The sequence below is a fragment of the Rhodococcus sp. JCM 9793 genome (assembly GCF_055380405.1).
Genome location: NZ_AP043721.1, coordinates 430,707 through 455,275 on the forward strand (window position 1 = coordinate 430,707; position 24,569 = coordinate 455,275).

General features: G+C 63.9%; 26 protein-coding genes and 1 pseudogene. 6 read left to right on the plus strand and 21 right to left on the minus strand.

What is annotated here, in order from left to right; translation table 11 throughout:
* Positions 1-11: 11 nt before the first annotated feature.
* Complete coding sequence (locus ACZ46K_RS04095) at positions 12-335, plus strand: YbaB/EbfC family nucleoid-associated protein (RefSeq protein WP_464746815.1); 324 nt, start codon at positions 12-14, stop codon at positions 333-335.
* A gap of 164 nt (positions 336-499) precedes the next feature.
* Here the strand turns inward: ACZ46K_RS04095 and ACZ46K_RS04100 are convergent, their stop codons facing one another.
* The 15 genes and pseudogenes from ACZ46K_RS04100 to ACZ46K_RS04170 all read right to left on the minus strand — a co-directional run bounded on the left by ACZ46K_RS04100 (position 500) and on the right by ACZ46K_RS04170 (position 15,364).
* Positions 500-769, minus strand: coding sequence for a DUF4235 domain-containing protein (locus tag ACZ46K_RS04100; RefSeq protein WP_054806209.1), 270 nt, complete (start codon positions 767-769; stop codon positions 500-502).
* A 117-nt stretch (positions 770-886) separates the two neighbouring features.
* Positions 887-1,390: a DUF4383 domain-containing protein gene (locus ACZ46K_RS04105; RefSeq protein ID WP_054806210.1), complete on the minus strand. Its 504-nt coding sequence runs from the start codon at positions 1,388-1,390 to the stop codon at positions 887-889.
* A 287-nt stretch (positions 1,391-1,677) separates the two neighbouring features.
* Entirely contained in the window at positions 1,678-3,159 is a 1,482-nt protein-coding gene (locus tag ACZ46K_RS04110) for a carboxylesterase/lipase family protein (protein WP_464746818.1), read from the minus strand.
* A gap of 9 nt (positions 3,160-3,168) precedes the next feature.
* Entirely contained in the window at positions 3,169-5,994 is a 2,826-nt protein-coding gene (locus ACZ46K_RS04115; protein WP_054810098.1) for a BTAD domain-containing putative transcriptional regulator, read from the minus strand.
* Between the two features lie 56 nt (positions 5,995-6,050).
* Positions 6,051-8,201: a peptidase domain-containing ABC transporter gene (locus ACZ46K_RS04120; RefSeq protein WP_464746820.1), complete on the minus strand. Its 2,151-nt coding sequence runs from the start codon at positions 8,199-8,201 to the stop codon at positions 6,051-6,053.
* Positions 8,198-9,304, minus strand: coding sequence for a TIGR04500 family putative peptide maturation system protein (locus ACZ46K_RS04125; protein ID WP_464746822.1), 1,107 nt, complete (start codon positions 9,302-9,304; stop codon positions 8,198-8,200). Before ACZ46K_RS04125 ends, ACZ46K_RS04120 begins: the two co-directional genes overlap by 4 nt.
* Complete coding sequence (locus tag ACZ46K_RS04130) at positions 9,301-9,960, minus strand: hypothetical protein (RefSeq protein ID WP_464749522.1); 660 nt, start codon at positions 9,958-9,960, stop codon at positions 9,301-9,303. Before ACZ46K_RS04130 ends, ACZ46K_RS04125 begins: the two co-directional genes overlap by 4 nt.
* Positions 9,961-9,987: 27 nt before the next feature.
* Positions 9,988-10,365: pseudogene (locus ACZ46K_RS04135) on the minus strand (MvdC/MvdD family ATP grasp protein); the annotation flags it as partial.
* 59 nt (positions 10,366-10,424) lie between these two features.
* Positions 10,425-10,592 (minus strand): putative ATP-grasp target RiPP, encoded by a 168-nt coding sequence (locus ACZ46K_RS04140; RefSeq protein ID WP_464746823.1) that lies wholly within the window; start codon positions 10,590-10,592, stop codon positions 10,425-10,427.
* A gap of 171 nt (positions 10,593-10,763) precedes the next feature.
* Positions 10,764-10,934 carry a hypothetical protein gene (locus tag ACZ46K_RS04145; RefSeq protein WP_464746825.1) on the minus strand — a complete coding sequence of 57 codons (171 nt, stop codon included), beginning with the start codon at positions 10,932-10,934 and terminating at the stop codon, positions 10,764-10,766.
* Between the two features lie 90 nt (positions 10,935-11,024).
* Positions 11,025-11,687: a superoxide dismutase family protein gene (locus ACZ46K_RS04150; protein ID WP_054810097.1), complete on the minus strand. Its 663-nt coding sequence runs from the start codon at positions 11,685-11,687 to the stop codon at positions 11,025-11,027.
* Between the two features lie 29 nt (positions 11,688-11,716).
* On the minus strand, positions 11,717-12,448 hold the full coding sequence (locus ACZ46K_RS04155) for a Clp protease N-terminal domain-containing protein (protein ID WP_054806216.1): 732 nt from the start codon (positions 12,446-12,448) through the stop codon (positions 11,717-11,719).
* A gap of 258 nt (positions 12,449-12,706) precedes the next feature.
* On the minus strand, positions 12,707-13,939 hold the full coding sequence (locus ACZ46K_RS04160) for an HNH endonuclease signature motif containing protein (RefSeq protein WP_464746828.1): 1,233 nt from the start codon (positions 13,937-13,939) through the stop codon (positions 12,707-12,709).
* A gap of 86 nt (positions 13,940-14,025) precedes the next feature.
* A complete protein-coding gene (locus ACZ46K_RS04165) occupies positions 14,026-14,862 on the minus strand; it encodes an SDR family NAD(P)-dependent oxidoreductase (RefSeq protein ID WP_464746830.1) in 837 nt (278 codons plus the stop codon).
* Positions 14,863-14,881: 19 nt separating this feature from the next.
* Positions 14,882-15,364: a nuclear transport factor 2 family protein gene (locus ACZ46K_RS04170; protein WP_054807449.1), complete on the minus strand. Its 483-nt coding sequence runs from the start codon at positions 15,362-15,364 to the stop codon at positions 14,882-14,884.
* Between the two features lie 186 nt (positions 15,365-15,550).
* On the opposite strand from ACZ46K_RS04170, the gene ACZ46K_RS04175 reads away from it, so the two are divergent.
* Genes ACZ46K_RS04175 through ACZ46K_RS04190 form a run of 4 tightly spaced genes read left to right on the plus strand, consistent with a single transcriptional unit; the run spans position 15,551 to position 19,567 of the window.
* Positions 15,551-16,609 (plus strand): protein kinase family protein, encoded by a 1,059-nt coding sequence (locus ACZ46K_RS04175; protein ID WP_464746832.1) that lies wholly within the window; start codon positions 15,551-15,553, stop codon positions 16,607-16,609.
* 5 nt (positions 16,610-16,614) lie between these two features.
* Positions 16,615-17,601, plus strand: coding sequence for a hypothetical protein (locus tag ACZ46K_RS04180; protein WP_464746833.1), 987 nt, complete (start codon positions 16,615-16,617; stop codon positions 17,599-17,601).
* A gap of 12 nt (positions 17,602-17,613) precedes the next feature.
* On the plus strand, positions 17,614-18,888 hold the full coding sequence (locus tag ACZ46K_RS04185; protein WP_464746835.1) for an adenylosuccinate synthetase: 1,275 nt from the start codon (positions 17,614-17,616) through the stop codon (positions 18,886-18,888).
* 7 nt (positions 18,889-18,895) lie between these two features.
* Positions 18,896-19,567 carry an NUDIX domain-containing protein gene (locus ACZ46K_RS04190; protein WP_464746837.1) on the plus strand — a complete coding sequence of 224 codons (672 nt, stop codon included), beginning with the start codon at positions 18,896-18,898 and terminating at the stop codon, positions 19,565-19,567.
* Here the strand turns inward: ACZ46K_RS04190 and ACZ46K_RS04195 are convergent.
* On the minus strand, positions 19,557-19,910 hold the full coding sequence (locus ACZ46K_RS04195; protein WP_054810581.1) for a hypothetical protein: 354 nt from the start codon (positions 19,908-19,910) through the stop codon (positions 19,557-19,559). The two genes, ACZ46K_RS04190 and ACZ46K_RS04195, sit on opposite strands and share 11 nt — an antisense overlap.
* Before the next feature lie 157 nt (positions 19,911-20,067).
* Here ACZ46K_RS04195 and ACZ46K_RS04200 point away from each other — a divergent pair, with 157 nt between their 5' ends.
* Positions 20,068-20,601 (plus strand): hypothetical protein, encoded by a 534-nt coding sequence (locus ACZ46K_RS04200; RefSeq protein ID WP_464746839.1) that lies wholly within the window; start codon positions 20,068-20,070, stop codon positions 20,599-20,601.
* A gap of 44 nt (positions 20,602-20,645) precedes the next feature.
* Here the strand turns inward: ACZ46K_RS04200 and ACZ46K_RS04205 are convergent, their stop codons facing one another.
* Genes ACZ46K_RS04205 through ACZ46K_RS04225 form a run of 5 tightly spaced genes read right to left on the minus strand, consistent with a single transcriptional unit; the run spans position 20,646 to position 24,529 of the window.
* Positions 20,646-22,022: a DUF6297 family protein gene (locus ACZ46K_RS04205; protein WP_464746841.1), complete on the minus strand. Its 1,377-nt coding sequence runs from the start codon at positions 22,020-22,022 to the stop codon at positions 20,646-20,648.
* A complete protein-coding gene (locus tag ACZ46K_RS04210; protein ID WP_054810584.1) occupies positions 22,013-22,654 on the minus strand; it encodes an ABC transporter ATP-binding protein in 642 nt (213 codons plus the stop codon). Before ACZ46K_RS04210 ends, ACZ46K_RS04205 begins: the two co-directional genes overlap by 10 nt.
* A 59-nt stretch (positions 22,655-22,713) precedes the next feature.
* Positions 22,714-23,049, minus strand: coding sequence for a DUF6412 domain-containing protein (locus ACZ46K_RS04215; protein ID WP_054805686.1), 336 nt, complete (start codon positions 23,047-23,049; stop codon positions 22,714-22,716).
* A 47-nt stretch (positions 23,050-23,096) separates the two neighbouring features.
* Positions 23,097-23,960, minus strand: coding sequence for an RNA polymerase sigma-70 factor (locus ACZ46K_RS04220; RefSeq protein ID WP_464746843.1), 864 nt, complete (start codon positions 23,958-23,960; stop codon positions 23,097-23,099).
* Positions 23,957-24,529 (minus strand): carboxymuconolactone decarboxylase family protein, encoded by a 573-nt coding sequence (locus tag ACZ46K_RS04225; protein ID WP_054805693.1) that lies wholly within the window; start codon positions 24,527-24,529, stop codon positions 23,957-23,959. Before ACZ46K_RS04225 ends, ACZ46K_RS04220 begins: the two co-directional genes overlap by 4 nt.
* Positions 24,530-24,569: the final 40 nt, after the last annotated feature.

Sequence of the window (24,569 nt, forward strand, 5' to 3'; positions counted from 1 at the left end):
AGGAGAACGTCGTGACTCGAACCGAAGAGTTCTCGTCGAAGGTCCGCAGGATCCAGGACGAGATCGACATGATCAGAGGCAACGGGACCTCGAACGGGATCGTGATGACCGTGTCACCCACCGGACGGATCGTGGGACTCGAGATCCCTCCCCACGCGTACGACCTTTCGCCCCGCGTCCTCGCCGACCACATCGCGAACGCGCACGCATCTGCCTATGCGGACGCGGACGAGAGGGCACGGAACATCAGAGCGGAACTGGCTGAGGACCCCAGGGTCCGTCGCATCATGTCCGAGACCGAAAACTCGCTGACCAGCAGTTCCAGCGTCAGGTGAACTACCCGTGAATAACAACTGGCCGCAGCGAGAATATCAGCTGCGGCCAGAGGTAACGAAAGAATAACTTGGGGTGCCCCAACTTTGTAAGCCCTGGTTCCGGTGAACTCCATCACATGACGCACGCAGCGTGCGGAGAACTCGAGATGACCGGCGACCGGCCGTCACTCCGGCGACACGTGCGTCACCTTCTTGAAGCCACTCGCGGTGGCTCGGTCCACACCGGCCTTCACGATTCCGAAGATCAATCCCTGCACTGCCGCCGCGACAAGCACGTCGCGGGTGCTCTGCGACAGGTCCTGCGGTTCAGGTTTCTCGGCGCCCTTACCGAGCCGTTTCCATACCTGGCCGAAGACCGCACCTGCGAGCAGGCCTCCGCCGACACTTGCTGCAAGAGCGAGTGGCTTGTAGAAGATCACGCGCGCATCGGCCATCTGTCGATTCCTCCTCCGTAGCAGCACCGGTCCGGCGCCACGATCTCCCGACCGAATTACCCACCGCTTCCCTCCCGCAAACAGCCGACATCCGACCACCCGACTCCACCACCGGTTTCACGGCTCCCGAAGACGTCGACCACGGTGCCATCTCCTTCTCGGTGGTTGCTTCCCCGGCAGGAGCGGACGTTGCCCGCCGCGAGGGTCCACGGCGAGGAGAAGCATCACGACGCCGAGCGCCAGATGCAGCCAATTATCGGCGTTGTTGACCGGCAGGATGTTGGCGGTGCTGTGATGCTCGATGAGCATGCCGTACACAGCCAATCCCAGATAGATGCTCCCGCCGGCGGCGAGATACACGCGCGACCAGAGCAATCGGCGCGCCGCGATCACACCGGCCACGCCGAACGCGAGATGCACGGCGTTGTGGACCAACGAGACCTGGAAGAAACCCAGTAGATGGGCGTGGGAATCCACTCCCACCCGCAGAATCGTGCTGTAGTTCGAAGTCAGTCCGGGTACGAATCCGATGACGCCGATGATCAGGAACACGAACGCGACAACGAGTGCGTAGCCCTGGGCTCGACGCCGAGCCGCGAAGATCGGATCATCGGTACTCATGGGAACCTCGAAGTCGCTGCGCTGAACCAATTCTGGGAACAACAGGAATACCCACTCGCCGGGGGATCAAACGGCGGCGCCGATAGCAGTCACACCGGCCGGCTCTGATCGGGCTTGACGCCGGGCGGATCCACCGGCACGGTCGGCTCGTCGACACTCGGCTCGATAGTCGAAGGAGTACCAGGAACCGCGGAGACATCGCGGACATGTCGTGGCTCCGATTCGTGGACTGTGCGTTGTGCTCGGTTCGCCCGCCGACTACCCGATGGTTCGGAGGTCAAACGCCGTCAGCGGATCCCATCCCACAGCACACGCAGCTCCGACTCCGCATCGTCGACGGCCCCGCACGTATCGGCGAAGACCATCTCGGTGCGCACCGATCCGTACGGCGCCCACCCCGGTGCGCCTGTCGTCACAAACGTCACCCAGGCCTGATGCATCCGCTGGGCAAGATCCTGCGGAGGATTCGGACCCGCCAACGCAGTGTTTCCCGAGACACGGAGGTTGTCGAACACGAACCCGATGTCCAGAGCGTGCGTCGCGCCGAGCCGGTCGTCGTACTCGGGTGACTTCCAATCGAAGCGATACACGTAGGTGGCAGCGTCGAACGCAGAGCGCGCCTCGGCGACGCGGACGACCGGAATCCGATACATCCAGTCGCGTACCACATGCATGAGCACCTCACCGGGCGTCGCTTCCGGTCGGGCCGAGCGGTAGGTGTCGAGGGCTGCGGATTCCGTAAGACCATAGGGCGCCACGAGTGCGGGGAGCATCTTGTCGTCGACTGCGTCGGCAATTCCGGTGGGCACCAGGAACAGCGTCATCTCGTCACCGTTGTGGCCGACGAGAACGTCGACATCGGACGACACCCCAGCAGCGATCCGATCGATGGGCAACTCCGGCAGCACTGTGCCGTCGATGCACGGTTCGAAGGCCATCGCATGAGTCGGGATCTCGCCCCACACCTGCGGATCCGACTCGCCGCGGATCCGCGCGACCAACGCCTCCTGAGCCTCGACAAGTTGATCGGGATCGATCGTCGAGAGGCCTGCGCGTGTGGGTTCGACGTCGAGCGCTTCCGCCAACGCCCGCGACACCTTTCGCGCTGTGTCCGCCGACATCACCGAATGCCCGGCTCCGCTCTGGGCGATCGCCCGACGGAACAGCCCTTCTGCAGAGGGCATCGCCAGTAGCGATCCGACGCTCATCGCGCCCGCAGATTCACCGACGATCGTCACAGCCTCGGGGTTCCCGCCGAACGCGGCGATGTTGTCGCGGACCCATTCGAGTGCAGCCACCTGATCGAGCAGCCCACGGTTGGCGGGTGCGTCGGCGAGGAAGGCGAACCCCTCCGCACCGAGTCGATAATTGATGCTGACGAAGACGACGCCGTCGCGGGCGAAGTTCGCGCCGTCGTACAGTGGCACCGCACTGCTACCACGAACGAACGCGCCGCCGTGGATCCAGACGAGCACCGGCAACGACGCATCGATACCGGGCGTCCACACATTCAGATTCAGCGGGTTCTCACCGGGAATCGCCGGATCTTCGAAGAGCCTGTCGAACGGCGCACCGTAGGCCGCCTTGGGTGCGGTGGGGCCGAAATCGACCGCGTCTCGCACGTCATCCCATTTCGGTGCGGGTTCAGGTGCCGCGAACCGAAGGTCGCCGAACGGTGCAGCCGCATACGGGATGCCCTTGAAGACCGCCGTACCGCCCTCGGCCGTTCCCTTCACCCGGCCGCATGTGGTCTCGACGACGGGATTCATTTGCTCTCCTCATGTTCGGGCCGTTTGATCGTCAGCATCGCACGCCGAGCCGACCATGAGTAGAGCATTCGCTTCCTCACGAGTCAGGCAGGCACCTTCCTCGTAGTAGACGTCGAAGTTGTCGGTGCGCGACGCCGCTGTGATCGCCGCGTCCTCCGCAGGGCTGTACGGATCGAGAAGGTCGGCTTGCACCCCTACTCGCTCACCGTGCGCACGGGCCGCTCCCAACACGCGTGCTGCGTCGGCAGTGCGTCCCGCTTGCGCAAGCGCGGCCGCCGCAGTGTGCATCGTGACGATCCACCCGGTCACTTCACTGTCGAATTCGAGAATCGGGAGGATCTCGCGCGCAAGCTCGAGCCCCGCAGCGTGGTCTCGCGAGTCTGCCGCGATTTTCGCCAGCGCCCACAACGAGCAGATCGGCACCCACTGATAGCCACATCGGCGACCGACTTCGACCGACCTACGCAGCGTCTCTTCCGCCTCAATAGCTCCGCTGCTGCGCTGAGCGATTCCCATGACCATCAGAAGGGAGGCTTCGATCCAGTCGACTCCGAGGCGGCGTGCATCGATGAGACTTCGCTGCACGATATCCACTGCGCCGTCGTGATCACCGCACACGGCGCGGTAGTAGGCCCCCAGTGAGTCCGCATAGGCGACGTCCGCAGCGTCGCCGGTTTCGAGCAGTACCTCGCGGGCACGGTCGCTGTGGCGCTGCGCGGTCTCGGAGTCGCCGGTGAGGTCGGTGAGAAGTGCCATCCCCATCAGCGCCCTGCCGAGGTTTTCCGGCTTGGGTGCGATCGGATGCTGGTCGACCCTCTCGATCGCGGCGCGCAGGAAACCCAGCCCCTCCGACACGTTCGCCTTGCGATACCAGAACCAATACAGAGCACCGGACAGTTCGAGTACATAATGCGGGTCGCCGTGTTCGAGCGCAGCGGTCAGTGCCGCTCGATGCTCCGCGCGGTCGGCGACCAGTTCGGACACGGCATCCCGCGCACCGGGCCCACGGAGTTCGGCCGCCAGGGCGACTGCCCTCCGGAGGACTCGATTGCGGTACGCGGCCACAAGATGAACCTCCTCATCCGGAGTACGCTGTTGTGCGGCAAAGTGTTTGATGGTCTGTAGCATCACGTATCGCCTGGGCATGGTATCGGGCACAACCGACAGCAACGAGCGACGCACCAACACTCGCACAGTGTCGACCACGCGAATCGGATCGTCTACACCGAGTACGGCAGCGACGCCGTGGATGTCGAAGCTTCCTGCAAAGACCGAGATTGCCCGCAACGCCCACGACGACGGTGCGTCGAGCATTCGGTAACTCCAGTCGACGGTATCGATGAGACGTCGTTGGCGCGCTCCGGCGAAACGTGGTCCTGCGCTGAGCATCGTGAACCGGTCGGCGAGTCCGTCCGCGATCTGACTTTCGGACAACACACACAGCTGTGCGGCGGCAAGCTCGAGCGCAAGCGGAAGTCCGTCCAGGCCTTCACAAATCCGATGCACTGATGTGGAGTCAGCCGTCGCAGGCGACCAACCCGGGTCGAATCGAACGGCACGATCAGCGAACAGTTCGACGGCGGAGGCGAGATCGAGCGGCCTGATCTCGTATCCGACTTCGCCGTCGACGTCCAGTAACTCTCGGCTCGTGGCAAGCATGCGGACGCGAGGACAACGTTCCAGAAGCATCGAGACGAGGTGTGCCGCTGCGACGACTAGATGCTCGCAGTTGTCGAGGATGAGGAACATCCCGCGGCGGCCGATCAGAGCGGCAATCTCTTCGACCGTCTCCACACCCGGTAGGCAGAGGGCCTCGGCAACCGGCGTCGCGATCGGCGACCCTTCTGCGACTCCGGCGAGGTCGACGAACCAGGTATCGTCCCCGGTTCGGGGGCTTCGCGCCACCTCGAGTGCAAGCCGCGTCTTCCCCACACCTCCAGGGCCGAACAGGGTCACCAGCGCATGACTGTCCAGCAGATCGGACACTGTCGACAGGTCCGCCGTCCTTCCGATCAGCCGGGTACGAAATACCGGCAGCACGGGAGGCGGGGGTTCGTCCGGCGACACCTGCGCAACCTGGTGCGTGAGAATCCGTTGCTCGAGCTCCTGTATCGCGACACCGGGATCTACGCCGAGTTCGTCCATCAGTGCTCGCCGAACACGCCGAATCGCCGCGAGCGCGTCGGCCTGGCGTCCACTTCGGTACATCGAGAGCGCCAACAGTTCCCACGCATGCTCGTCGAGTGGATACCGCTCGACGAGTGCCTCCGCACCGCGCAGGGCATCGCGCGTGCGTCCACGCGCAAGATCGATATCGACGAGTGCACTCGATGCGTCGCGATACAGCCCGTCCAGGCGTGTCCGCTCGGGAGCCACACACGCGAGGTGCGCGACGTCCTGAAACGGTTCGCCTCGCCACAGCCCGAGTGCCTCGTTCAGAATCGCTGCGGCATCCTCCGAAGCTGTAGGCGTCTGTGCCGTACGAACCTCATGGGCCGTCCTGATGAGAGCATCGAATCGGGCCGAGTCGAGTTCGGCGATCCGCAACGCATAATGGGGTCCGCTGCGCACAACCGGGCCACCCTGCCCACGGTTACGCTGTGGATCGAGGTGACGACGCAGTTTCGACACAGCAAAGTGCAGAGCGTTGACCGTCGGTTCCGGGACGTCGTTCCACACTTCGGCGAGAAGCTGATCCGCGCTCACCGAGTGCGGATATGCCACAGCAAGTGCAGCAAGCAAGGCGCGTTGGCGTGGTCCACCGAGATCGATGGGTGCACCGTCACGGAGCGCCGCGACAGGACCGAGAACACCCACTGAGATCTGCACGTCCACGAGTTCTGCACCCCCGACTCGTCACGGCCCCGCCTCGGGGCCTGTCGACGTCGAGGTTACCGCGCTGATTCGGCGCACAGATCCGCAAAAATACCCTTCCGCATCAGCAACTCGGCGTAGGTGCCGGATTCGACGACTCGTCCGGCGTCCAGCACCAAGATCAGATCTGCAGTGCGCACCGTGGACAGGCGATGTGCAATGACGATACGGGTTTGGCGTAACCCGCCGATTCCCTCGACGACGGCGGCTTCGGTCACCGAATCGAGAGCACTCGTCGCCTCGTCGAACAACAGCACCCGCGGCCGGGTCAAGAGCGCACGAGCAATTGTCACCCTCTGACGCTGACCACCGGAAAGACCACCGCCTTCACGAAGAACGGTGTCGTAACCCATCGGCAAATCAGCAATGTCCTCATGGATCTGTGCGAGGGAGGCAGCCCGCACGATCTCTTCGAACGGTGCGTCGGGGTTCCCGGTGGCAATGTTTTCGGCGACGCTGCCGGTGAACAACGTGGAGTCCTGCGTGACGACACCGAACTGTGCGCGCAACGACCGGGCCTCGATGCGCTGCGCGTCGATGCCGTCGTAGAGAACCGCGCCTTCCTCGGGGACGTACAACCCGAGCAGTAGGCGCGCGAGCGTGCTCTTCCCCGAACCGGACCGCCCCACGAGCGCAACCGTGGCACCCGCCGGAATGTCGCAGTCGATTCCGCGGAGCACCCATGGGGATCTCGGACCGTACCGGAATCCCACACCGCGAAGGCTGATCGAACCCGACAGCAACGGCGCAGCAGAGACCTCGAGCCCCTGCTGTTCCGGATCGGATTCGAGGATGTCCTGGAGACGCCGCGCGTACGCCGCGGCAGATTGCAGGTACTGCACGAGCGTGAGCAGCGATGTTACGAAACCCATTGCAGCCACTGCCATCCCGTTCACCGCAATCAGTTGCCCGAGCGACAGCCGACCGTCCAGCACATGGACTGCGCCGACGAACAGCAGCACCGCCGGCGCAGCCGCACGCAGCGAAGTCTGCGCGGCATCGACCAGACCGGACACGAGGGAACTCCGGACCGAAACGGAGAGCGCCAGTTCGAACCGTGCCGTCCACCGAGCAATCACTGCTGCCTCGGTGCCGGACGCCTTCACCGTTTCGATACCGCGAATGTTCTCGATGAGCAGGCCTTCCGCTTCAGCAGCGGTGGCAGCCTCACGCTGCTTCAGATCGACCACGCGTCGATGCACCACGCAGATCAGAAGTGCCTGCACCGCAGTGAGAGCAAGAAGACCCGCGCCGACTCCTGGCGCCCACCACATCACGATCGCGATGTAGGCGATTGCGAGTGGACCGTCGATCAGAGCGGACACGACCCTCTCGGTGAGCAGATCTCGAATGGTGCCGATACCCCCGACCCTTTGGGCAACGTCATTCGTGCCCCTTCGCATGAAATAGGCGAAGGGCAGAGAGAACAGTCTCTCGACCGAGTATCCGCTGAGGGCAGCATCGACACGTCGACGCATCAGTGCGATGACGATGGTGCGCAATGCCCCCACCGTCAGCACCACGAATACGATACCGGCCAACGCCACAGCAAGCAGGCTCAGAAGCCCGAGATCGGATTCAGGGATGACCCTGTCGACGAACACCGCAGTCAGCAACGGAATCACAATGCCGACGAGCTGCAGGACCACTGACGCACACAGAATCCCGACCAACGAGGCGCGGTTGTTCCGCCATACGAGTGCGAGGAACTCTCGTCGCCAACGGGTATCTCGAGGGCGTGACGGTAGGTTCTTCCCTGCCACGTCGCCCGCCGCGAACTCGAGCACCACGCCCGAATACCGCTCCGCGAAGTAGTCGTGCGCCAGGCGCTGTCGACCTCGGCTCGGGTCCACCACCACAACGTGTCGTGCCGTGACCCGGTCGACGACTACGAAATGATTGTGTTCCCAGTGCACGAGCGCGGGCAGCATAGTGTGTCCGCCAACGATCGATTCCGCGGGCCGGCCGAACGCCCGTACCTCCAATCCGTAGCCTCGGGCTGCCTGGACCAGCGCGAGGGCCGTCGTCCCGTCGCGACCCACCGCGAGGTCGTCGGCCACTTCGTTCACCGGCCTCGGCGCGCCGTAGTAGTCGAGAATCATCGCGAGACATGCTGCGCCGCAGTCCGACATTCCCGACTGATGCCGTAGGCGAACCCTGCGTGTCACGATGCCGCGACCCGATCTGTCTTCTCGGCTTCACCCCAGAACCACTCGACGCGTGCAGACCGCCTACGATCGGCGAGCCACTCGTCGAACACACGCTGTTCGGCCATCCTCATCGCCGACACATCGACCTGCGCACGTTGCACCGCCAGGACCTGTACGACCTCCCATCCGCCGTTACCGGCCCGTGCCGCCATGACAGTTCCAGGCTTCGCGGCGAGGACCAGGCTCGAGAGTTCTCCGTCGAGGTCACCGCGTCCGATCTCGGAGAATTCCGCCTGCCCACGGCCCGCAGCCACAGCAAGACCGAGTTCACCGGTGAAGTAGCGGATCGCGTCGTCCGCATCATAGGTATGAACGTCGGCCACCCGTGCCGCGAACTCGGATGCTTCCGCACGGCTCGGGAAGACCACCCGGGCGATGCGTGCGCGGTCGAGCGCATCGGGGTGCTCCTGGAGCCACACCGAGGCGCGATCGCCGACAATGCGCCTGCGAAGCATCGCAAGTTCAGCTTCTTGGCGCACCGTTCGCTCGAACATGTTCGGGCTCAGATGATTTCGCGCCATCCAGGCCTCGGTCGCGTCGCGAGTGAGCAGGCCTCGTGCCCGACGGAACGCATCGAACGACTCCTGCAACTGCGCGTCGGTCAGCTCGACGGGTTCTTCTTCGAGCTCAATGCGAATCGCGCAGGCATCGATGAGGCCCGTGAGGAGGTCAGGACGATCCCACAACCCTTCGATGTGCAGAATGGCGTCGCCGACCGTGAGGGTTTCTCCGTTCACCGACAGGAGGTCTGATTCACCGACGCGGCGTGCACCACGGAGGGGCCACGGAAGAAGTGATGGCGGGGACCATGACAGGGTTGTGACGGATCCGTCCGCATCGGTGATGAGCAGCGCACTCTGGCTCGACCCGTCGAAAGGCTCGACGTGTCGCACGAGCCGCAGCCGGAGTTCGGGATTGTTCTCACGTAGGACGCGGAGGGCTTCCGACGAGTCGGCGTGCACGTCGCCGGATGCATTGTTCTCCAGGCGGATCATGTCCAGGAGGTCGGACAGCAGACTCGCGTCGAGGCAGTGGTGTCGCTGCGACGTGGTGAGGGTCATCGAAAAGCTCCGTTCGTCAACGATTGTGGTGATCGGTCCGCGGCAGAGAGCAGCAGATCTGCGACGGCATCCGCTATCGGGATACCTGTGGCCGACTCGAGCCACAGCCATTGTCCGGCCGGGTTGATCTCGAGGAAGACGTAACGGCCGTCGGGTGTGAGGATCAGATCCAGTGCGCCATAGTTCAGGTCGAACTCGGACACCAGCCGGACGCAGCTCTCGGCTGTTTCGTCAGGCAGGGAGTGGACTGCATACAGACCCTGTGTGGAATCGTACTTGCGCCAGTCACCTCGCGCGTGATTGCTTCGTTGGCTGTCGATTTCGACCGCGAATGCGCGATCACCGACAACCGTCACCCGGAGTTCGACGAGCTTGGGTACATACGCCTGAATGATCACCGGGCAGAAGCGGATGGCATCTGCCGCGGCGAGATCCATGGTGGCCGGGGTCTCGGAGTATCGGGCGAACATCCGTCCACTCACTCCGATCGAAGGATTATCGAGCGGTTTCGTGATGATCTGCCCTCCATGGCGATCCCAGAAGTCCATGAACTCCTGCGGATCTGAGGTGATGAGGGTCGGGGGAACAGCCAAACCGAGTACACCCGCAAGCGCCAGCTGAGCAGGCTTGTGCGATGCATACCGGATCGCCCGCATCGTTCCCGGTACTGCCAGGCAATCCAGACTGTCCCATACGTAGGAGGAGAACGTACGGGTCTCGTCCCGGATACATTCTCGCGAAACGGGATCGTCGATCCCAGGATCCGGACTGGGCAGGTTGGGTCGCCGAAACCAAATGCTGTCAACAGCATCGAGATCAAGGCGGCCCGCAGAGCTCGAGAGTGTACGTACGATTGGCCCGCATCGGGAATACGATACTGAAAGTGCTGCGTTGACAGGGAATTCACCTGGATCGAAAACTGTGAATCCCGCACGGCGCTGGACCAACCGCTCGACGACGGCATCTGCGTGCACATCACCGGGACAGGTGAGAACAAGGACATGAGTCACTACGAAGACCTCCGGGGACTGCCCGGGGCGCAATACCACGCCCCGGGCCACGATCCGACGCGATCTTCCGTAAAACGGAAGAGGGCACAGAGCAGTCGACTATCCGTCAACTAGCCCTGAACGATGACATCGGGCCCCTCAGGTTGGCAGGTCTCTTGGTTGATGATGATCTCGGACTTTTCCTTGGTCTTCGCCTTACCACCCGCCACGCGGGCCAGGCGGGACTCGTCCAGTTCGATGCCGATCGCGGAAATCGTGTCGATCGTGAACTTGCTCATTCAGCTCTCCTTGCATGTTCCGTGCCGGACCACCCGGCAGCACGGATATCGTCACGAGGATGACTGTGCAGACTCTGAGCAACGGATGAGCGCCAACTCTGTCACTGACACAGAGACACATCTGGCGTGGAACGCACCGTGCGTCCCACGCCAAGAGTGTGAGGCTCGGGCTCAACCCAAGATGGGATCGTCCGCGCGGATGGAGCCATCCAGATCCGGAATGCAGCCGGTCCGTCCCTTGTCATCCCGGATGATTCCTCGACCACCCAGAATCCGAGCAAGTCGCGATTCGTCGAGCTCTGTGCCGTCTGCCGAGATGGTGTCGATGTCGAACTTACGCATGGCATGCCTCCTCGAGTTGTGCGTGTGCCGGCGGTCCGGCGCACGCACAACTGTCGGGGAGGGCACCTAGCAACTTCTGAGCAACCGCACTCAGTCCTCGTCGATACAGGCGAGACGATCCCCCGCCATGCCGGCTTCTCCCGGTGCCGTCATGGTGTGGTGATCGTGGATCACCACGGATTCGGCTTCATCGTCGCGGAACTCCCACTCGACGGTGCTGGTCGCGCGGGCATTGCCGCTGTCATCGGTAGTGAAGTCCAGCCAGATCTCGTTCTGGGGGTTGGCGTAGGCCGGGTCGGTGGACGGCGAGTCCGGTGTCGCCGCAGGGTCGGCCTGGTTCTGATAGTGCGGTCCGGCATCTGCGGGGTCCGGTCCACACCGCCTCGTATGCACATGCGCACCGAATTCGCGGTCGGGTTGGAGGCCTGTCACGGTGAGGGTCACGGTGGTGCGGCCGTCGTCGTCCTCGGTGTCCACATCCGCCCTCGCTCCGACCGGCACGGCGACCTCGTCGTAGGTCACGGCGTCGACGTCGTCACCTCCAGGAAGAGCGAACACATCATCGTCGTCGAGTTCGGAGCCGGGTGCGGACGTCGCTGAGGCTGCCGGCGCTGATGTCGCCGACTCCGCCGTGGTGGCGGGAGGAGACTCGACGATAGTCACGGCGTTGTCGTTCGCGTCGTCGCCGCACCCGGCCACGAAGAGCGCAGCCAGCGAGATTCCTGTCAGGAACGCAGTCGTTCGAGAATTCATGACAGGAGATATACCCATTCAGCAGTCGTTCAGTCCTCCTGAGCCGCCACGATTGCCGCGAGTGCTTCGGTGATGTTCGCTTCGGCCTTCGACTTGTCGACGCCGGCCGATGACAGTGGTCCCGTACCGTCCTCCAGTTCCAGAAGCGCCAGCAGGATGTGTTCGGTGCCGATGTAGTTGTGCCCGAGTCGCAACGCCTCGCGGAAGGTCAGCTCGAGAGCCTTCCTGGCCTGTGCGTCATACGGAATGAGCTCTGGGAGTTGAACGGTCGATTTCTCCGGCAGGGCCGCGTGGACAGCACGCCGCAGATCGTCGAGCGTGATTCCCTGCGCGACGATCGCGCGAGCAGCGAGGCCGGCAGGATCTGCCAGCAAGCCCAGCGCAAGGTGTTCGGGCGCGATCTCGGCGTTGCCTGCGGCGCGCGCTTCGTTCATCGACGACATCACAACGTTCTTCGCGCGCGGCGTGAACCGGTTGAAGCCTTCGTTAGGGTCGAGATCGTTGTCGGCCTTCGACACGAATCGTTTCTGAGCGGCCTGTTTGGACACCCCCATGCGTTGGCCGATCTCCGACCACGATGCGCCGGAGCGTCGGGCCTGGTCGACGAAGTGGCCGATGAGGTGATCGGCCACGTCTCCGAGGTGATCGGCGGCGATCATGGCGTCCTGGAGTTGATCGAGGGCGTCGGGGTGGACTTTCTTGATCGCTTCGATGAGGTCGTCGAGGCGAACCGGGTGGGTACTACGCGTTGGTTCAGTCATACGTCAACCGTAGGTTGACGAAGCTTGATCGTCAACCACTAGTTGACGATCTTGTCACCGGCCGACCGCAAGCACATCGCAGGGAACACCATCCACAGCAACCGCCCTCGGATGACGGGCGGCGGCTGGCCGCACTGTTGGAACGGTTCCTCGAGGCATCGGGCGACCTCGCGGACCCGAACTGAATACAAGCAGCCACCGCTGCCAGGGCACACGGGTGCCCTGGTAACGGTGGCTGTCTTTGTGATCTGGTGTGAACTAGGCGACCAACTCCGGTCTGTTCCCTGGTATCGGTGTCCGGAACAGATCGATGCTCGCGGGCGGAATGAACTGCGGCCGAAGCTCTTCGGTCATCTCGACTTCCCACTCGGTGTGATGCATCAACCGGTGGTGGTGTCCGCACAACAACACCAGATTGTCGAGGTCGGTATCACCACCATCGACCCAATGCCGCACATGATGCGCATCCGCCCACGCCGGTGGGGTGGTGCACCCCGGGAAAGCACATCCGCCATCTCGCACTGCGAGGGCGCGGCGTTGCGCGACCGTCGCGGAACGGTGCGTCCGGCCGTGCGCCAACGGCACGCCGTGTTCGTCGAGCAGGATCCGAGTGACCTGGCAGTCGCAGGCGAGCATCCGGGCGGTGTCGATCGACAACGGTCCGGCCCACGGTTCGGTGGCGTATCCCTGTTCTGGGGAGTTCGCGAAGAGTTCTTTGACGGCGGTGTTCTTGGTCAGATCCGTGATCGACGCGGTGACCGTCACATGCGGTTTCACACCGCCTTCGACGGGGACGAGTCCGGCGGCTTCGACGCACTGCAGGAGTTGCTCGAACGCATCGGCGGTGCGTCTGGAGGCCGGCCGGTCGTCGGTGATGCCGTTCGTTTCGGGCCTCGGTGCCGACAGTGGTGAGAGCAGGTGCCGCAGGCGGGCGCCGGTGACGGCATCGAACTCGCCTGCGATCACCACACGCCCGTGCAGGGTGGTGGAGACGAACAGTTCGTTGCGGGTCGAGTCTTCACCGGGTGGTGGTCCGTCGCCGGTGCCGTAGAGGTGTTCGAGGCGGCGGATCAGGGCGCGGACGGTCGCCTTGGTGGCGACGGTCTTGCTGGCGTGGTCGATGAGGATGGTGCGGGCTTTCTCGAAGTCGCACGGGTTCATATTCCGTGGGTAGTGCTGGCAGAAGTAGGCGATCTGGCGAGCTTTGTCTGCGTCGAGCAGCCCCGAGCTGTATGCCTCACGCACTTCCGGTTCGAGTCGTAGTAGACGAGCCAGTGATTCGATGCGGTGGCATTCACCGAGTTCGAGGTTGGTTGCTGCGGCGAGCCAGTGGGCGGGGCTGCGGTAGCCGTGGTCTTTGACGGTGTCGCGTTCGTACATCGCGATCATCAGATCCACGCGGTGCACCTGCGACGCATGGATTTCGGCGGAGACGGCGAGTGTCTCGGCCATCAGTTGCTTGTCGTCGAGTTTCCAGAGTTCCCCACCCATGACCGAATTCTATAGAACTGACATTCGAGTTTCGAGATATATACGAATATTCGTTCGATACAGTCCGGTGAGACGCGGAGTTCTGTTCATCGCCCGAACACGGGACCACCACCGAACAGAGCCCTGTGCGAATCCGGTTGATTCCCTTCGACATCCACTACTCCGTAGTCGAGTGCTGCTTCCGCGGTGATCAGCGTGGAACCACTGCGTTCGTGCACATTCGGGTCACCGGCCAATGCGACGACAACACGTCCGATGAACTCGGGGGTCTCGGCATTAGCGAGCGGAAAGCCCTGGAAGTTGTCGAGTCCGCGGGCCGACATGGCCTCGTTCTTCACGAGTCCCGGCCACAGCGACAGCGCCGTCACGCCCGTGTCGCGCAGGTCGACGGCCATGTCGGCGGCCATCTTGTCCAGGCCCGCCTTGGACATCCCGTACAACACCGAGTGCAGGTACCCGCGCGTGCCGAACGACGAGATGTTGACCATCATCCCGCTTCCCTGCGGCACCATGAGCTGGGCAGCCTCGACCGAGGCGACGTAGTGGGCTCGTAAACCCACGCCGATGAGGCTGTCCCAGTCATCGACAGGGCGTTTCCAGAACGGATCGGTGAAGCCGGCGAATCCTTTCGGACTCGCCCACACGTTGTTCACCAGCAGGTCGATTCGACCGTTCTGCTCGTCGGCGATACGGGTGAAGAGTTCGTGGATCTGCTTATCGTCGCGGTGATCGCACTGCACCGCAATGCCATGACCGCCGCGTCCGGTGACCGCCTCGGCCGTTTCGTCGAGCGGACCTCCTTGCCCGACCGATCCGCGCGCAGTGACGTACACCGTCCAGCCGTCGGATCCGAGAGCGCAGGCAATACCCTTGCCGACGCTGCGGCTCGCTCCGGTGACGAGCGCTACCTTCCGTTCTGTCATGTCCCCGTGTTCTGCCATGTCACTGAACCACTTTCACATCGTCGGTCAGAGTGCGTTCGATCGACCACAGCACCTTCACGTGGCATCTGGAGATCTTCCACTCGCCGTTCTCGATGACGTAGTCGTCGTCGTAATCGAGTGCGGTGACCCTCTCGGTGCGGGCACGAAGATCTACCTGCCGGAATCGCAGGGTCCATTCACCCTTCGCGGAATCCGGGCCTTCAATGGAGATACTCGGGTGCATCCCGTGATGCATATCGAGGATGATGTACTGGTCGTCGACGCGCTGAAGTGCGATACGCGAATAGATGTCGACGAGTCCGTCGGCGTCGTCGAAGCTGCCGAGCGCGGGCCCGTAATAGATGTCGGCACCTTTCGCGATGAAGCAGGTGCGCATCACCTCGGGATCCTTGGCATCGCATGCGCGGAAGTATCGATGCTTCAGCATCCGGATCTCTTCGACCGCCTCGAGACGTGCGAGGCGGTCCTCCACGGTCGGCATTTTCCTGGTCCTTCCGACGGATGTGCAACAGGCACCGGCCGTGCCCGCTGCGCCATCCTTACATGGAACGTGTTTCAGAAAACACCCCTCGTCCCGACCATCGGCCAGGTAGCAGTCACGTCCACTCCACAGCGTGCCATCGCGATACCCTTGCGCATCCATCTTTTAGTCTGTAAGACTAAAAGCATGAACACGGCCGAGGTAATCGAGGAAGTAGAGGCGGCGAGAGCGCCGGGCGACCTGTTCGGTCCCACCCTGTCCGGCACCGAATCCGTGCGTGCCGCGCGCCGACGCTTCCACCGGTTGACGGCGCACATCCATCCTGACCGTGTCGCCCCGGCAGAGCGGGCTCGTGCCGCCGCCGCGTTCACCCGAGCTTCGGATCTCTACCGTCGCTGGCTCGCGAGCACCGTCACCACCGACCCCTGCCCCGTCCTCACCGGATCAGCGGCGCAGTACGTCCTCGGCCCACTGCATGCGCGTGGCTCGACGAGCAACCTGCACCACGCGACACGCAAGGACGGGACCGCTGTGATCGTCAAGATCCCACGCGCAGTCACGTCGAACACCTTGCTGGACAACGAGCAAGCAGCACTCTGCGACATCGCCGCCTCCGCCGACAATGGACATGAGTGGCTGCTGGCGTACTTTCCGTGCCTGATCGATCACCTCGTCCACCTCGACCCGACGGATGGCGCGCGACGTGTCGTGAATGTCCTCGACGACCTCACCTCCGGATTCGTCACGCTCGCCGAGGTCCACACCGCTTACCCGGCCGGACTCGACCCGAGGGACTGGGCGTGGATGCACCGTCGGCTCCTGCGGGCGGTTGCGGCAGCGCACCGCGCAGGCTGGATACACACCGCAATCACCGCCGACAACGTGCTGATCCATCCGCAGCGACACGGTGTTGTTCTGGCGGGATGGTCTTTCGCGACCCCACCCGGCCGGGTGCCGACCGCAACCATCCCGTCGCAGCGTCACCACTACCCACCCGAAGCGCGTGAGCACGGCACAGCGAGCACAGGTTGGGACGTGTACATGACGCACTCGTTGATGCTGCCGATGCTCGGCGACCAGCCCCCGGAGCCGCTGCGCCGCTTCGCGCACGGGTGCATGCATCCGGATCCACGTACCCGGCCCGACGCTGTTGATCTCCTCACCGAATTCGACGACCTGCTCGACCGACTCTACGGACGGCGGCGGTTTCGCCCGTTCAGTACGACTCCGACGAAAGGACAGTGATCGACATGGGTTACGGCAAATGGGATGACGACACATACACCGCGGCAAAGACATTCCGCGCCGCTCACGGTGTCGACGATTTCCGCTACACAGCGACACTGCGGAACCGCCCCCGCACGGAATGGAAGGCGGATCCCACTCTCGATCCGTACAAGGTGGGGTTCCGCGAATCCCGGGACTCCGCGGGACACCAGTCGTCGCTGCCCATCGCGGTCCTGTTCGACGTGACCGGTTCGATGGGTGTGGTACCGCGCATCATGCAGGAGAAGCTGGGTAAACTGCACGGCCTGCTCGAGCGAAAAGGTTACGCCGATGACCCGCAGATCCTGTTCGGTGGTATCGGTGACGCCGACAGCGACCGTGTTCCGTTGCAGATAGGGCAGTTCGAATCCGGCAATGCGATGGACGAGCAGCTCCGCACGATCTTCCTCGAAGGCAACGGTGGCGGCCAGAAGTCCGAGAGCTACGAGTTGGCAGCCTATTTCATGGCGCGCCACATCGTCACCGACGCGTGGGAGAAGCGCGGCAGGAAAGGGTACCTGTTCGTCATCGGCGACGAGCTGAACAAGCCGCGATTGTCGGCCCGGCATGTTCGTGCTGTGATCGGTGACGACCTCCCCCACGACGTCACGGTCGAGTCGGTGTATCGCGAGCTCGAACAACGCTGGAATGTCTTCTTCATCCTGCCGAATCAGTCGTCGTACTACGGCGATCCGGAGATCGTCGAACACTGGACGCGACTGCTCGGAGAACGATTTCTCGAGCTCGACGACCCTGCTGCCGTGTGCGAATTGATCGCGTTGACAATCGGGATCGGCGAGGATCGCATCGACCTCGGAGAAGGCCTGGCCGACCTACGTGAGATCGGCTCGACGCACGAGGCCGCGTCCGTCGGCACCGCGCTCGAGCGCGTCACCACTGCCCGACCGCCGGTCGCGACGTCTGCACTTCCCCTCGGCGATCCGAGCAGCGACGACATCTCCTTCGAGTGAAAGGGATCATCCGTGTTCACAACCCACGACGACCGCGACATCATCGTCGTCGACCTCGGTTTCGGTGATGCAGGCAAAGGCGCCACCGTGGACTGGCTGTGCTCCCCCGACGCAGACCTCGATGTCGCCGCGGTGGTCCGGTTCAACGGTGGGGCACAGGCGGCACACAACGTCGTGGTCGGCTCGCGGCACCACACGTTTTCGCAGTTCGGCTCGGGAACCTTCTCCGGTAAACCGACGGTGCTCTCACGCCATATGCTCGTCGAACCGATCGCGCTCGCCACCGAGGCACGAGCGTTGGCCGCTCGCGGTGTGGCAGATCCGCTTCGGCTCGTGCACATCGACGCAAGGGCACTGCTGACCACGCCGATCCATGTCGCCGCGAACCGAGCGCGTGAGGAGGCACGGGGTGCGGGGCGACACGGCTCGTGCGGCAAGGGCGTCGGTGAAACGGCTTCGTATGCACTCGACCACCCCGACGCCCCCACGGTCGGCGATTGCAGATCTCCGGCGATCCTGCGTGCGAAGCTGCACACCCTGGAAGGCCACTACCGTCCACTGACGAGAGGTCATCGCATCCCCGGTATCGACGCGATGGTCACGATGTACAGCAAGTTCGCTGCGGCCGTGCACGTCACCGATGATGTGTTGGCACCGCTCGCACAGCAGGGCCGGCTCGTGTTCGAAGGTGCGCAGGGTGTGCTGCTCGACGAGTGGCGCGGCTTCCATCCACACACCACGTGGTCGACCGTCGAACCGTCGAACGCGCACCGGATGCTCGCCGAACTGGGCCGAGACAGCGCGGTGCTCGGGGTTACACGCACGTACACGACCCGGCACGGTGCGGGACCGCACCCGACCGAGGACCCTGCGCTCGCCGGGGCCCTCCCGGAACCGCACAACGGCACCGGTCGGTACCAGGGCGCGTTCCGGATTGGGCATCTCGACGAGGTCCTGCTGCGCTATGCGGCAGAGGTATGTGGCCGGCTCGACGGTCTCGCGGTGACCCACCTCGACGCTATCGACCGCGCAACCGCCGCGGGTGTACCTGTCCGGATGGGGCGGCGATATACCGGACTCGGAGAGCACCTGCCGGTCGGCGCGTGGCGTGACCTCGACCATCAACAATTCTTGACCGACATCCTCGGTCTGGTCGATGTCGAGTTCGAACAGCGCCCGGACGATCTGCTGGGACGCCTCGAAGCGGTCACGGGTGCGCCCGTGGTCGTCACCGCAGACGGTCCCGGCCGGGCCGACCGACGCGTCGTCGCGCCGGTTGTCGCATGATCGCAGTATGCAGGATCAGTCAGCTGTCTCCGTCGACGTACTCGCGCTCCGCTTCGGCAACCCTGAGGCGGGCAGGTTGCGGTTCGGTGTGGCTCCGCGACGGTGGGAGCCCTACGCCGGGCAGCTCGCGCTGCCCGGCGTCCTCCTCACCGCCGGTGAGCGCCTCGCGGATGCCGCACGGCGTGCCGTCACCACCAAACTCGGTGTACCTCCCGCCTCGATCGCCTCGGTCGGTCAGCTCACCGTGTTCGACGAACCCAGTCGCGACCCGCGCGGCCCGACCCTGTCGGTGGCGATGTGGGCGGTCGTCGACAACACCGAGTACGTCCCCGTCGACGACACGATCGACGCGCAGTGGCAGGACTTCGATCACCCCGCCGAACTCGCGTTCGACCACAACCGAATCGTCACCGACGGTCGCACGATCGCCGGAAACACGCTGCTGTGGAAGGATATTTCCTTCACCCGCGGCCTTCTCGGACAGGAGTTCCCGGCGACCTACGCGATCGAGGTCACCACGTCGCTGACCGGGGTACGGCCGGACGCCGGGAACCTCAACCGGACGCTCAAATCCCTCGACGGGCTGGAACGTACGGACGAGCGGGTGCGGGTGCAGTCCACGGGTCGTCCCGCGGTGGTGTGGCGGTGGAGCGAATCCCACGTGGGGATCACCAGATGACGGCGATGCCCGCATTCAGTATCGACAGCGCGCCGACCGCGTAGAACAGTGGACGCGGCGCCGGCTCACCCGATCGCCGTTGCCGTGCACTCCCCATCCCGATCACACCCCCGAGTATCACGAGGACCACGAGTTTGACGCCGAGCTTCGTGTAGTCGAGTTCGATTCCCGCAGGCCACGGCGCTGCCAGCGCGAGTCCGGTGACGAGCGACAGCAGCAATCCGTAATCCATCACGCGCGTCATGCGGAACCGGCGAGCCGCCGACTCGCTTACCCACGCACCGAATGTGGCCGCAAATCCGACAATATGGAGAAGTACGACAAAGTCACGAAGCAGGTCCATGCGAATGTCCTTGCGTTTGTTGGCATATCGTTTCTGGCCGAATCAATGTCGGTTGTGACATATACACATTCGTCCGGAGATGTGTGACAAATCGTAACCTGACTCCGATAGACCGAACGCACAGGTATCGAGGTATCACCGAATCTGAGGAGTGTTCATGAGTAGACGAACGATGCGCCGCAGGGGGACTTCTGCACTCGCCGCAATCGGAATGGGTGCGGCGATGGTCGCTGCTGGAAGTGGTGTAGCGACTGCTGCACCGACTTCCACGGATATGACGTGCACGAGCGCGAATCCCCTCCCTTGGGCACCGCCGTTCACATGGAACGTTCGCGCAGGGTCCGGCGAATCGATTCCCCCGGGTGGTGACGTGCTGGAACCATCACTCCTGCTCAGCGGCGGAAACGATCTGCCTTACCCCCCGGGTGGCCTCATCCCGAGCATCGGACCGAACTGGTATGGGACGCAGGTGCTGGTCGACTGGACCAACACGACGAGCGGCGAGTCCGGACGCAGTGTCAGCGATCAGGCAGCGTGGAATCAGAACCCCGGCATCCCGATCAATCGCACCTTCCCCGGGACGGGAACGGTCGACTTCACCGTGACCGTGCAGACCGGTGGGGGGTGGTGGTTCATCAACACCCAGAACGCGGTCTGCCAGGGCACCATCGACGTTGTGTCCCGACCCTGATCGGGACCGATAATGAGGCCGCCCGCGTCCGCGGGCGGCCTCGTTCAGCTCACCAGTAGGAGAAGTAGTGCGGTGACGGCAAGTACGTCGGGCCCACGCATCCGTTGCCGGATCAGGTCGACAGGAATCTGTCCCACAGCGGTGTCGAGGACCAGACCGTCGTAGTCGGTGTAGGGATGCGTACGAACCCGATAGGCAGCGGCGCACGCCCCCATCAGGACGATGGTCATGACCAGGAGATCTGCTGCCACCAGCGGCGCAGTGAGAATGGTCGTTGCAGCGGCAACACCGGCCGGCACAGCCATCAGGGGCACGCGCAATGCCCGATCGTGAGCACCCAGCGTCGCACGTAACCCGCTGTTGGCAGACAGGTCCCGCAGTCCACCGCTGAACGCCACTGCCACAGCGAACACGAGTGCGAGATGAGCAATGACGGCAGCAGGCGGCGACAGTACCGCAGCCAGAACCGAGCCCACGAACACCGCACCTGCAACGTAGAGAAACGACGACGGACGGCGACGAAGCCGAAGTGCATCACTACAGATCAATGCCCGCGTACGGCTCGTCGGTAATGCACGCGAGGGACGGCGAGCCACCTTCCGCCACGCCCTCTGCTCAGCAGCCCCGGTCAGCACCGACAGATCCAGTGTCGTGATCGATGCACTCACTGCGACGGTCATATCGGATCCCACCGTCATGTCGGCGAGACCGATGCGTCCACACAAGCTCACCGCCGCTGCGCCGGCCGAGACAACCGCTACTCCGACAACGACAACCGGAGCCCACGCCACCGTCATCGGTACGGACACACCCGTGATAGCGAGTGCCGACGTCGCACCTCCGAGCACCGCGAACACCCCGGCCATGGCTCGAAGCGTCCATACCGGCAGCACCCTGCATTGAACGAGTATCGCGAAGGCGACCACACCGATGCCGATACACATTCCGAATACCGTGAACGGGACCCAGCCTTCGAGCGCACCGATGAACGCAGCGAGTCGCCCCTCAATTGCACCGACCAGCGCGCCGATGCTCAGCGCTGCGAGCAGACGGGCCCGCAGTAGAGCACCACGATCGACCGGTGTGGACAGCACCCACCACGCCGTATTGCTCACGGTGGTGACGGGTCCGAGCGAACGAGTCGCGACTGTGGACAGCGAAATGAGAATCGCGAAGACCGCCCAGCCCCACGTCGGATTCCAGCCTTCTTGTCCTGCAAACAGAATCGACTCGGCGAGGGCGGTCGGGGGGCGCGTGGCCAGCCACCACACGAGGCCGCCGCACACGTACAACCCCAGAACCGACACAACGATCAGGCCTTCACGGTGGGTTTGCGGGGTGTGTGTGCGCTCGAACCCGCGCCGCACGGAGTGCACAACGCGCACCGACGGGATGGCCCCCGGTATGTCCGTCAGCGCCATGAGTCTGCGTCCACGGTCAGGTCTGCGACGGAATCCACCAGCGCAGCATCGTGGGATGCCAGCAGCACCGTGGTGCCCGCGCGAGTCTCGTCGCGAATCGCATCGGACAGCCAGGTCCGTCCACTGACGTCGAGGTGCTGTTCGGGCTCATCGAGCACCAATAGTCGACGCGGCCGAACGAATGCCGATGCCAGGCCGAGTCGGCGTCGTTGCCCACTCGACATCGTCACAGGCAATTGGTCGGCCGCGTCGAGGAGACCGACATCCTCGAGCACCCGCGAGGCCTGACCGTACGGATCCGGTACACCGTGGGCAGTGGCGACAAGCTGCAGATGTTCGTGCGCAGTGAGATGCGCAAACACCGCGACATCGCCTATGACCGCGGCTACCGCAGCCCGAAAACCCGGAGAGGACTCGTCGACAGGGTCGCCGTCGACGGTGATGCTGCCGTGATCGAGCCGCTCGGCACCGACCATGCATCGCAGCAGTGTGGATTTGCCCGCACCGTTGGCGCCGACAATCGCGCAGCATTGCCCCGCTGCGACGTCGAAACTCAGTTCGGTGAAGACGCGTAGACCACCGAAGTGGCGTTCGGCGTCGCGCACGGACACGACATGGTTGTGTGACGACATGGGGATCTCCCGAATTCCTCGTGACTGACGATGAGTGCGAGGAAGCGGGGACCGATCGGTCAGAGCGCAGCAGTCGATCCGGTCCCCGCGTGGGGGCCGGGAGCTCGAGGTCGTGGTTTACCGGCGGTGTCCGGGTGTGACTGACGTCGAAGTTCGCCGTGCCGGCGATGCTCTTCCTCCGTCGGCCCGCGGGTGGTGCGGCCGAGGGCGAACAGCAGGTCGTCGGACCGCCACACGAGCACGAGCGCAGCGACCGCCACGACGGTTATGAGAAGCCCCGCCAACAGCGCCGACGTGTCGCCGGACGATGCGAGGCCGACGGTGAAGAAGACTGCGACCGCCCACGTCAGGACGAAGAGGAGGACCTCTACGCCGTTGCGGGTGCCGAAGAACATACCGCGCAGTCTATCTCCGCGTCGTGCCTACCGTTCCTGGGAGGGCTTCAGCGCTGCAGGTCGACAGTCTCGTCCATCCGTCCCAGCTTGTGGGGATTGGCAATCCCGTAGAGGTGCGTGATCCTGCCGCCCTCCACCACGATGCTCACCGCCACGGTGCGGCCATCGGCGAAGAGTCGTGCACCCGGCATCCCGTTGATCCGGGCCGTCGTCACCGTAAATCCTCGAACGTTCACGTACCGGACCAGCAGCGACGCCAACCGGTCGGCTCCGACGATCGGCTTCCTCGACGCAGGCGCCAGCCCACCGCCGTCGGCGACCGCCACCACATCGGGGGCGAGGACGTCCAGCAAGGCCTGCAGATCACCGGTGGTGACCGCTGCCAGGAACTTGTCGACCACCGCGGATTGCTCGACGGGATCGACATCCATCCGTGGTCGTCGCGCGGCGACATGTCTGCGGGCACGGTGAGCGATTTGCCGGACCGATTCCGGAGTCTTCTCCACCGCCGCGGCGATCTCCTCGTACGGCGTTTCGAACACCTCCCGCAACACGAACACCGCGCGTTCGGCCGGCGTGAGTGTCTCGAGCACGGTCAGCATCGCGATCGAGACGCTCTCGGCAAGTTCGACGTCGTCGGCGATATCGGGACCCGTGAGCAAGGGCTCCGGCAACCATTCCCCGACGTACTCTTCGCGTCGTCGCGCCGACGCCCGGATCTGATTGAGCGACAACCGCGTCACGATCCGAACGAGATAGGCACGGGCGTCGCGCACCTCGGCACGGTCCGCCGCGTCCCACCGCAGCCATGCCTCCTGGACGACGTCCTCGGCGTCGGCGGCGGAGCCGAGCATCTCGTACGCGACCGTGAACAGCAGGCTGCGATGGGTGACGAACGGATCGTCGGTCATGACTTCGACGCTACGGCGAGCGGGGCGAGATTGCAGCTCGCCGCATACTCCTCCGATCTCACTCCGAGTGCGATGTTGGAGCGGGTAGCGAAGTTCGAGAACGCGATGTGTGCCGTCAGCTCGACCAGCGCGGCCGGGCCGAGTGCGTCGAGCAGCCGGGCCGACAACTCGTCGGTGACGGTCGGAGGAGTGGAGCTCATCGCCTCGGCGTACTCCATGACGTCGCGTTCGAGCGATGTGAACGCATCGGATTCACGCCACCGCGGGACCTCACGCGCCTTCCTCACATCGAGACCCTTGTTGTGTGCCTCGAAATATCCGTAATCGAGGCAGAATTCACATCCGACGAACGCCGCCACGGCCATGTTGGCGAACGCCTTCAGATTCTCGTCGCATCGATCCCATTTCTTCACCTTGCGCCCGACACCGAGGCTGAAGTTCATCACCTTCTTGTTGTGCCACAACACGGCTATGCCGTCCGGCACGTTGCCGACCATTCGTCGCGACATGCGTTTGACGAGGCCGCCGTAGAGTCCGGTCATTTCCGCCGGCGCGATCCTGGTGGTCATCATTCCTCCGATCGAAGTGGCTTCGACATGAAGACACCGG

Coding starts and splice junctions, on each gene's coding strand:
- ACZ46K_RS04155 (WP_054806216.1), bottom strand. CDS start 12,448: ATGACTGAACCAACGCGTAGTACCCACCCGGTTCGCCTCGACGACCTC.
- ACZ46K_RS04150 (WP_054810097.1), bottom strand. CDS start 11,687: ATGAATTCTCGAACGACTGCGTTCCTGACAGGAATCTCGCTGGCTGCG.
- ACZ46K_RS04175 (WP_464746832.1), top strand. CDS start 15,551: ATGAACACGGCCGAGGTAATCGAGGAAGTAGAGGCGGCGAGAGCGCCG.
- ACZ46K_RS04105 (WP_054806210.1), bottom strand. CDS start 1,390: ATGAGTACCGATGATCCGATCTTCGCGGCTCGGCGTCGAGCCCAGGGC.
- ACZ46K_RS04225 (WP_054805693.1), bottom strand. CDS start 24,529: ATGACCACCAGGATCGCGCCGGCGGAAATGACCGGACTCTACGGCGGC.
- ACZ46K_RS04210 (WP_054810584.1), bottom strand. CDS start 22,654: ATGTCGTCACACAACCATGTCGTGTCCGTGCGCGACGCCGAACGCCAC.
- ACZ46K_RS04220 (WP_464746843.1), bottom strand. CDS start 23,960: ATGACCGACGATCCGTTCGTCACCCATCGCAGCCTGCTGTTCACGGTC.
- ACZ46K_RS04110 (WP_464746818.1), bottom strand. CDS start 3,159: ATGAATCCCGTCGTCGAGACCACATGCGGCCGGGTGAAGGGAACGGCC.
- ACZ46K_RS04180 (WP_464746833.1), top strand. CDS start 16,615: ATGGGTTACGGCAAATGGGATGACGACACATACACCGCGGCAAAGACA.
- ACZ46K_RS04195 (WP_054810581.1), bottom strand. CDS start 19,910: ATGGACCTGCTTCGTGACTTTGTCGTACTTCTCCATATTGTCGGATTT.
- ACZ46K_RS04100 (WP_054806209.1), bottom strand. CDS start 769: ATGGCCGATGCGCGCGTGATCTTCTACAAGCCACTCGCTCTTGCAGCA.
- ACZ46K_RS04160 (WP_464746828.1), bottom strand. CDS start 13,939: ATGGGTGGGGAACTCTGGAAACTCGACGACAAGCAACTGATGGCCGAG.
- ACZ46K_RS04165 (WP_464746830.1), bottom strand. CDS start 14,862: ATGACAGAACGGAAGGTAGCGCTCGTCACCGGAGCGAGCCGCAGCGTC.
- ACZ46K_RS04140 (WP_464746823.1), bottom strand. CDS start 10,592: ATGAGCAAGTTCACGATCGACACGATTTCCGCGATCGGCATCGAACTG.
- ACZ46K_RS04170 (WP_054807449.1), bottom strand. CDS start 15,364: ATGCCGACCGTGGAGGACCGCCTCGCACGTCTCGAGGCGGTCGAAGAG.
- ACZ46K_RS04200 (WP_464746839.1), top strand. CDS start 20,068: ATGAGTAGACGAACGATGCGCCGCAGGGGGACTTCTGCACTCGCCGCA.
- ACZ46K_RS04215 (WP_054805686.1), bottom strand. CDS start 23,049: ATGTTCTTCGGCACCCGCAACGGCGTAGAGGTCCTCCTCTTCGTCCTG.
- ACZ46K_RS04145 (WP_464746825.1), bottom strand. CDS start 10,934: ATGCGTAAGTTCGACATCGACACCATCTCGGCAGACGGCACAGAGCTC.
- ACZ46K_RS04205 (WP_464746841.1), bottom strand. CDS start 22,022: ATGGCGCTGACGGACATACCGGGGGCCATCCCGTCGGTGCGCGTTGTG.
- ACZ46K_RS04125 (WP_464746822.1), bottom strand. CDS start 9,304: ATGACCCTCACCACGTCGCAGCGACACCACTGCCTCGACGCGAGTCTG.
- ACZ46K_RS04190 (WP_464746837.1), top strand. CDS start 18,896: ATGCAGGATCAGTCAGCTGTCTCCGTCGACGTACTCGCGCTCCGCTTC.
- ACZ46K_RS04130 (WP_464749522.1), bottom strand. CDS start 9,960: ATGCGGGCGATCCGGTATGCATCGCACAAGCCTGCTCAGCTGGCGCTT.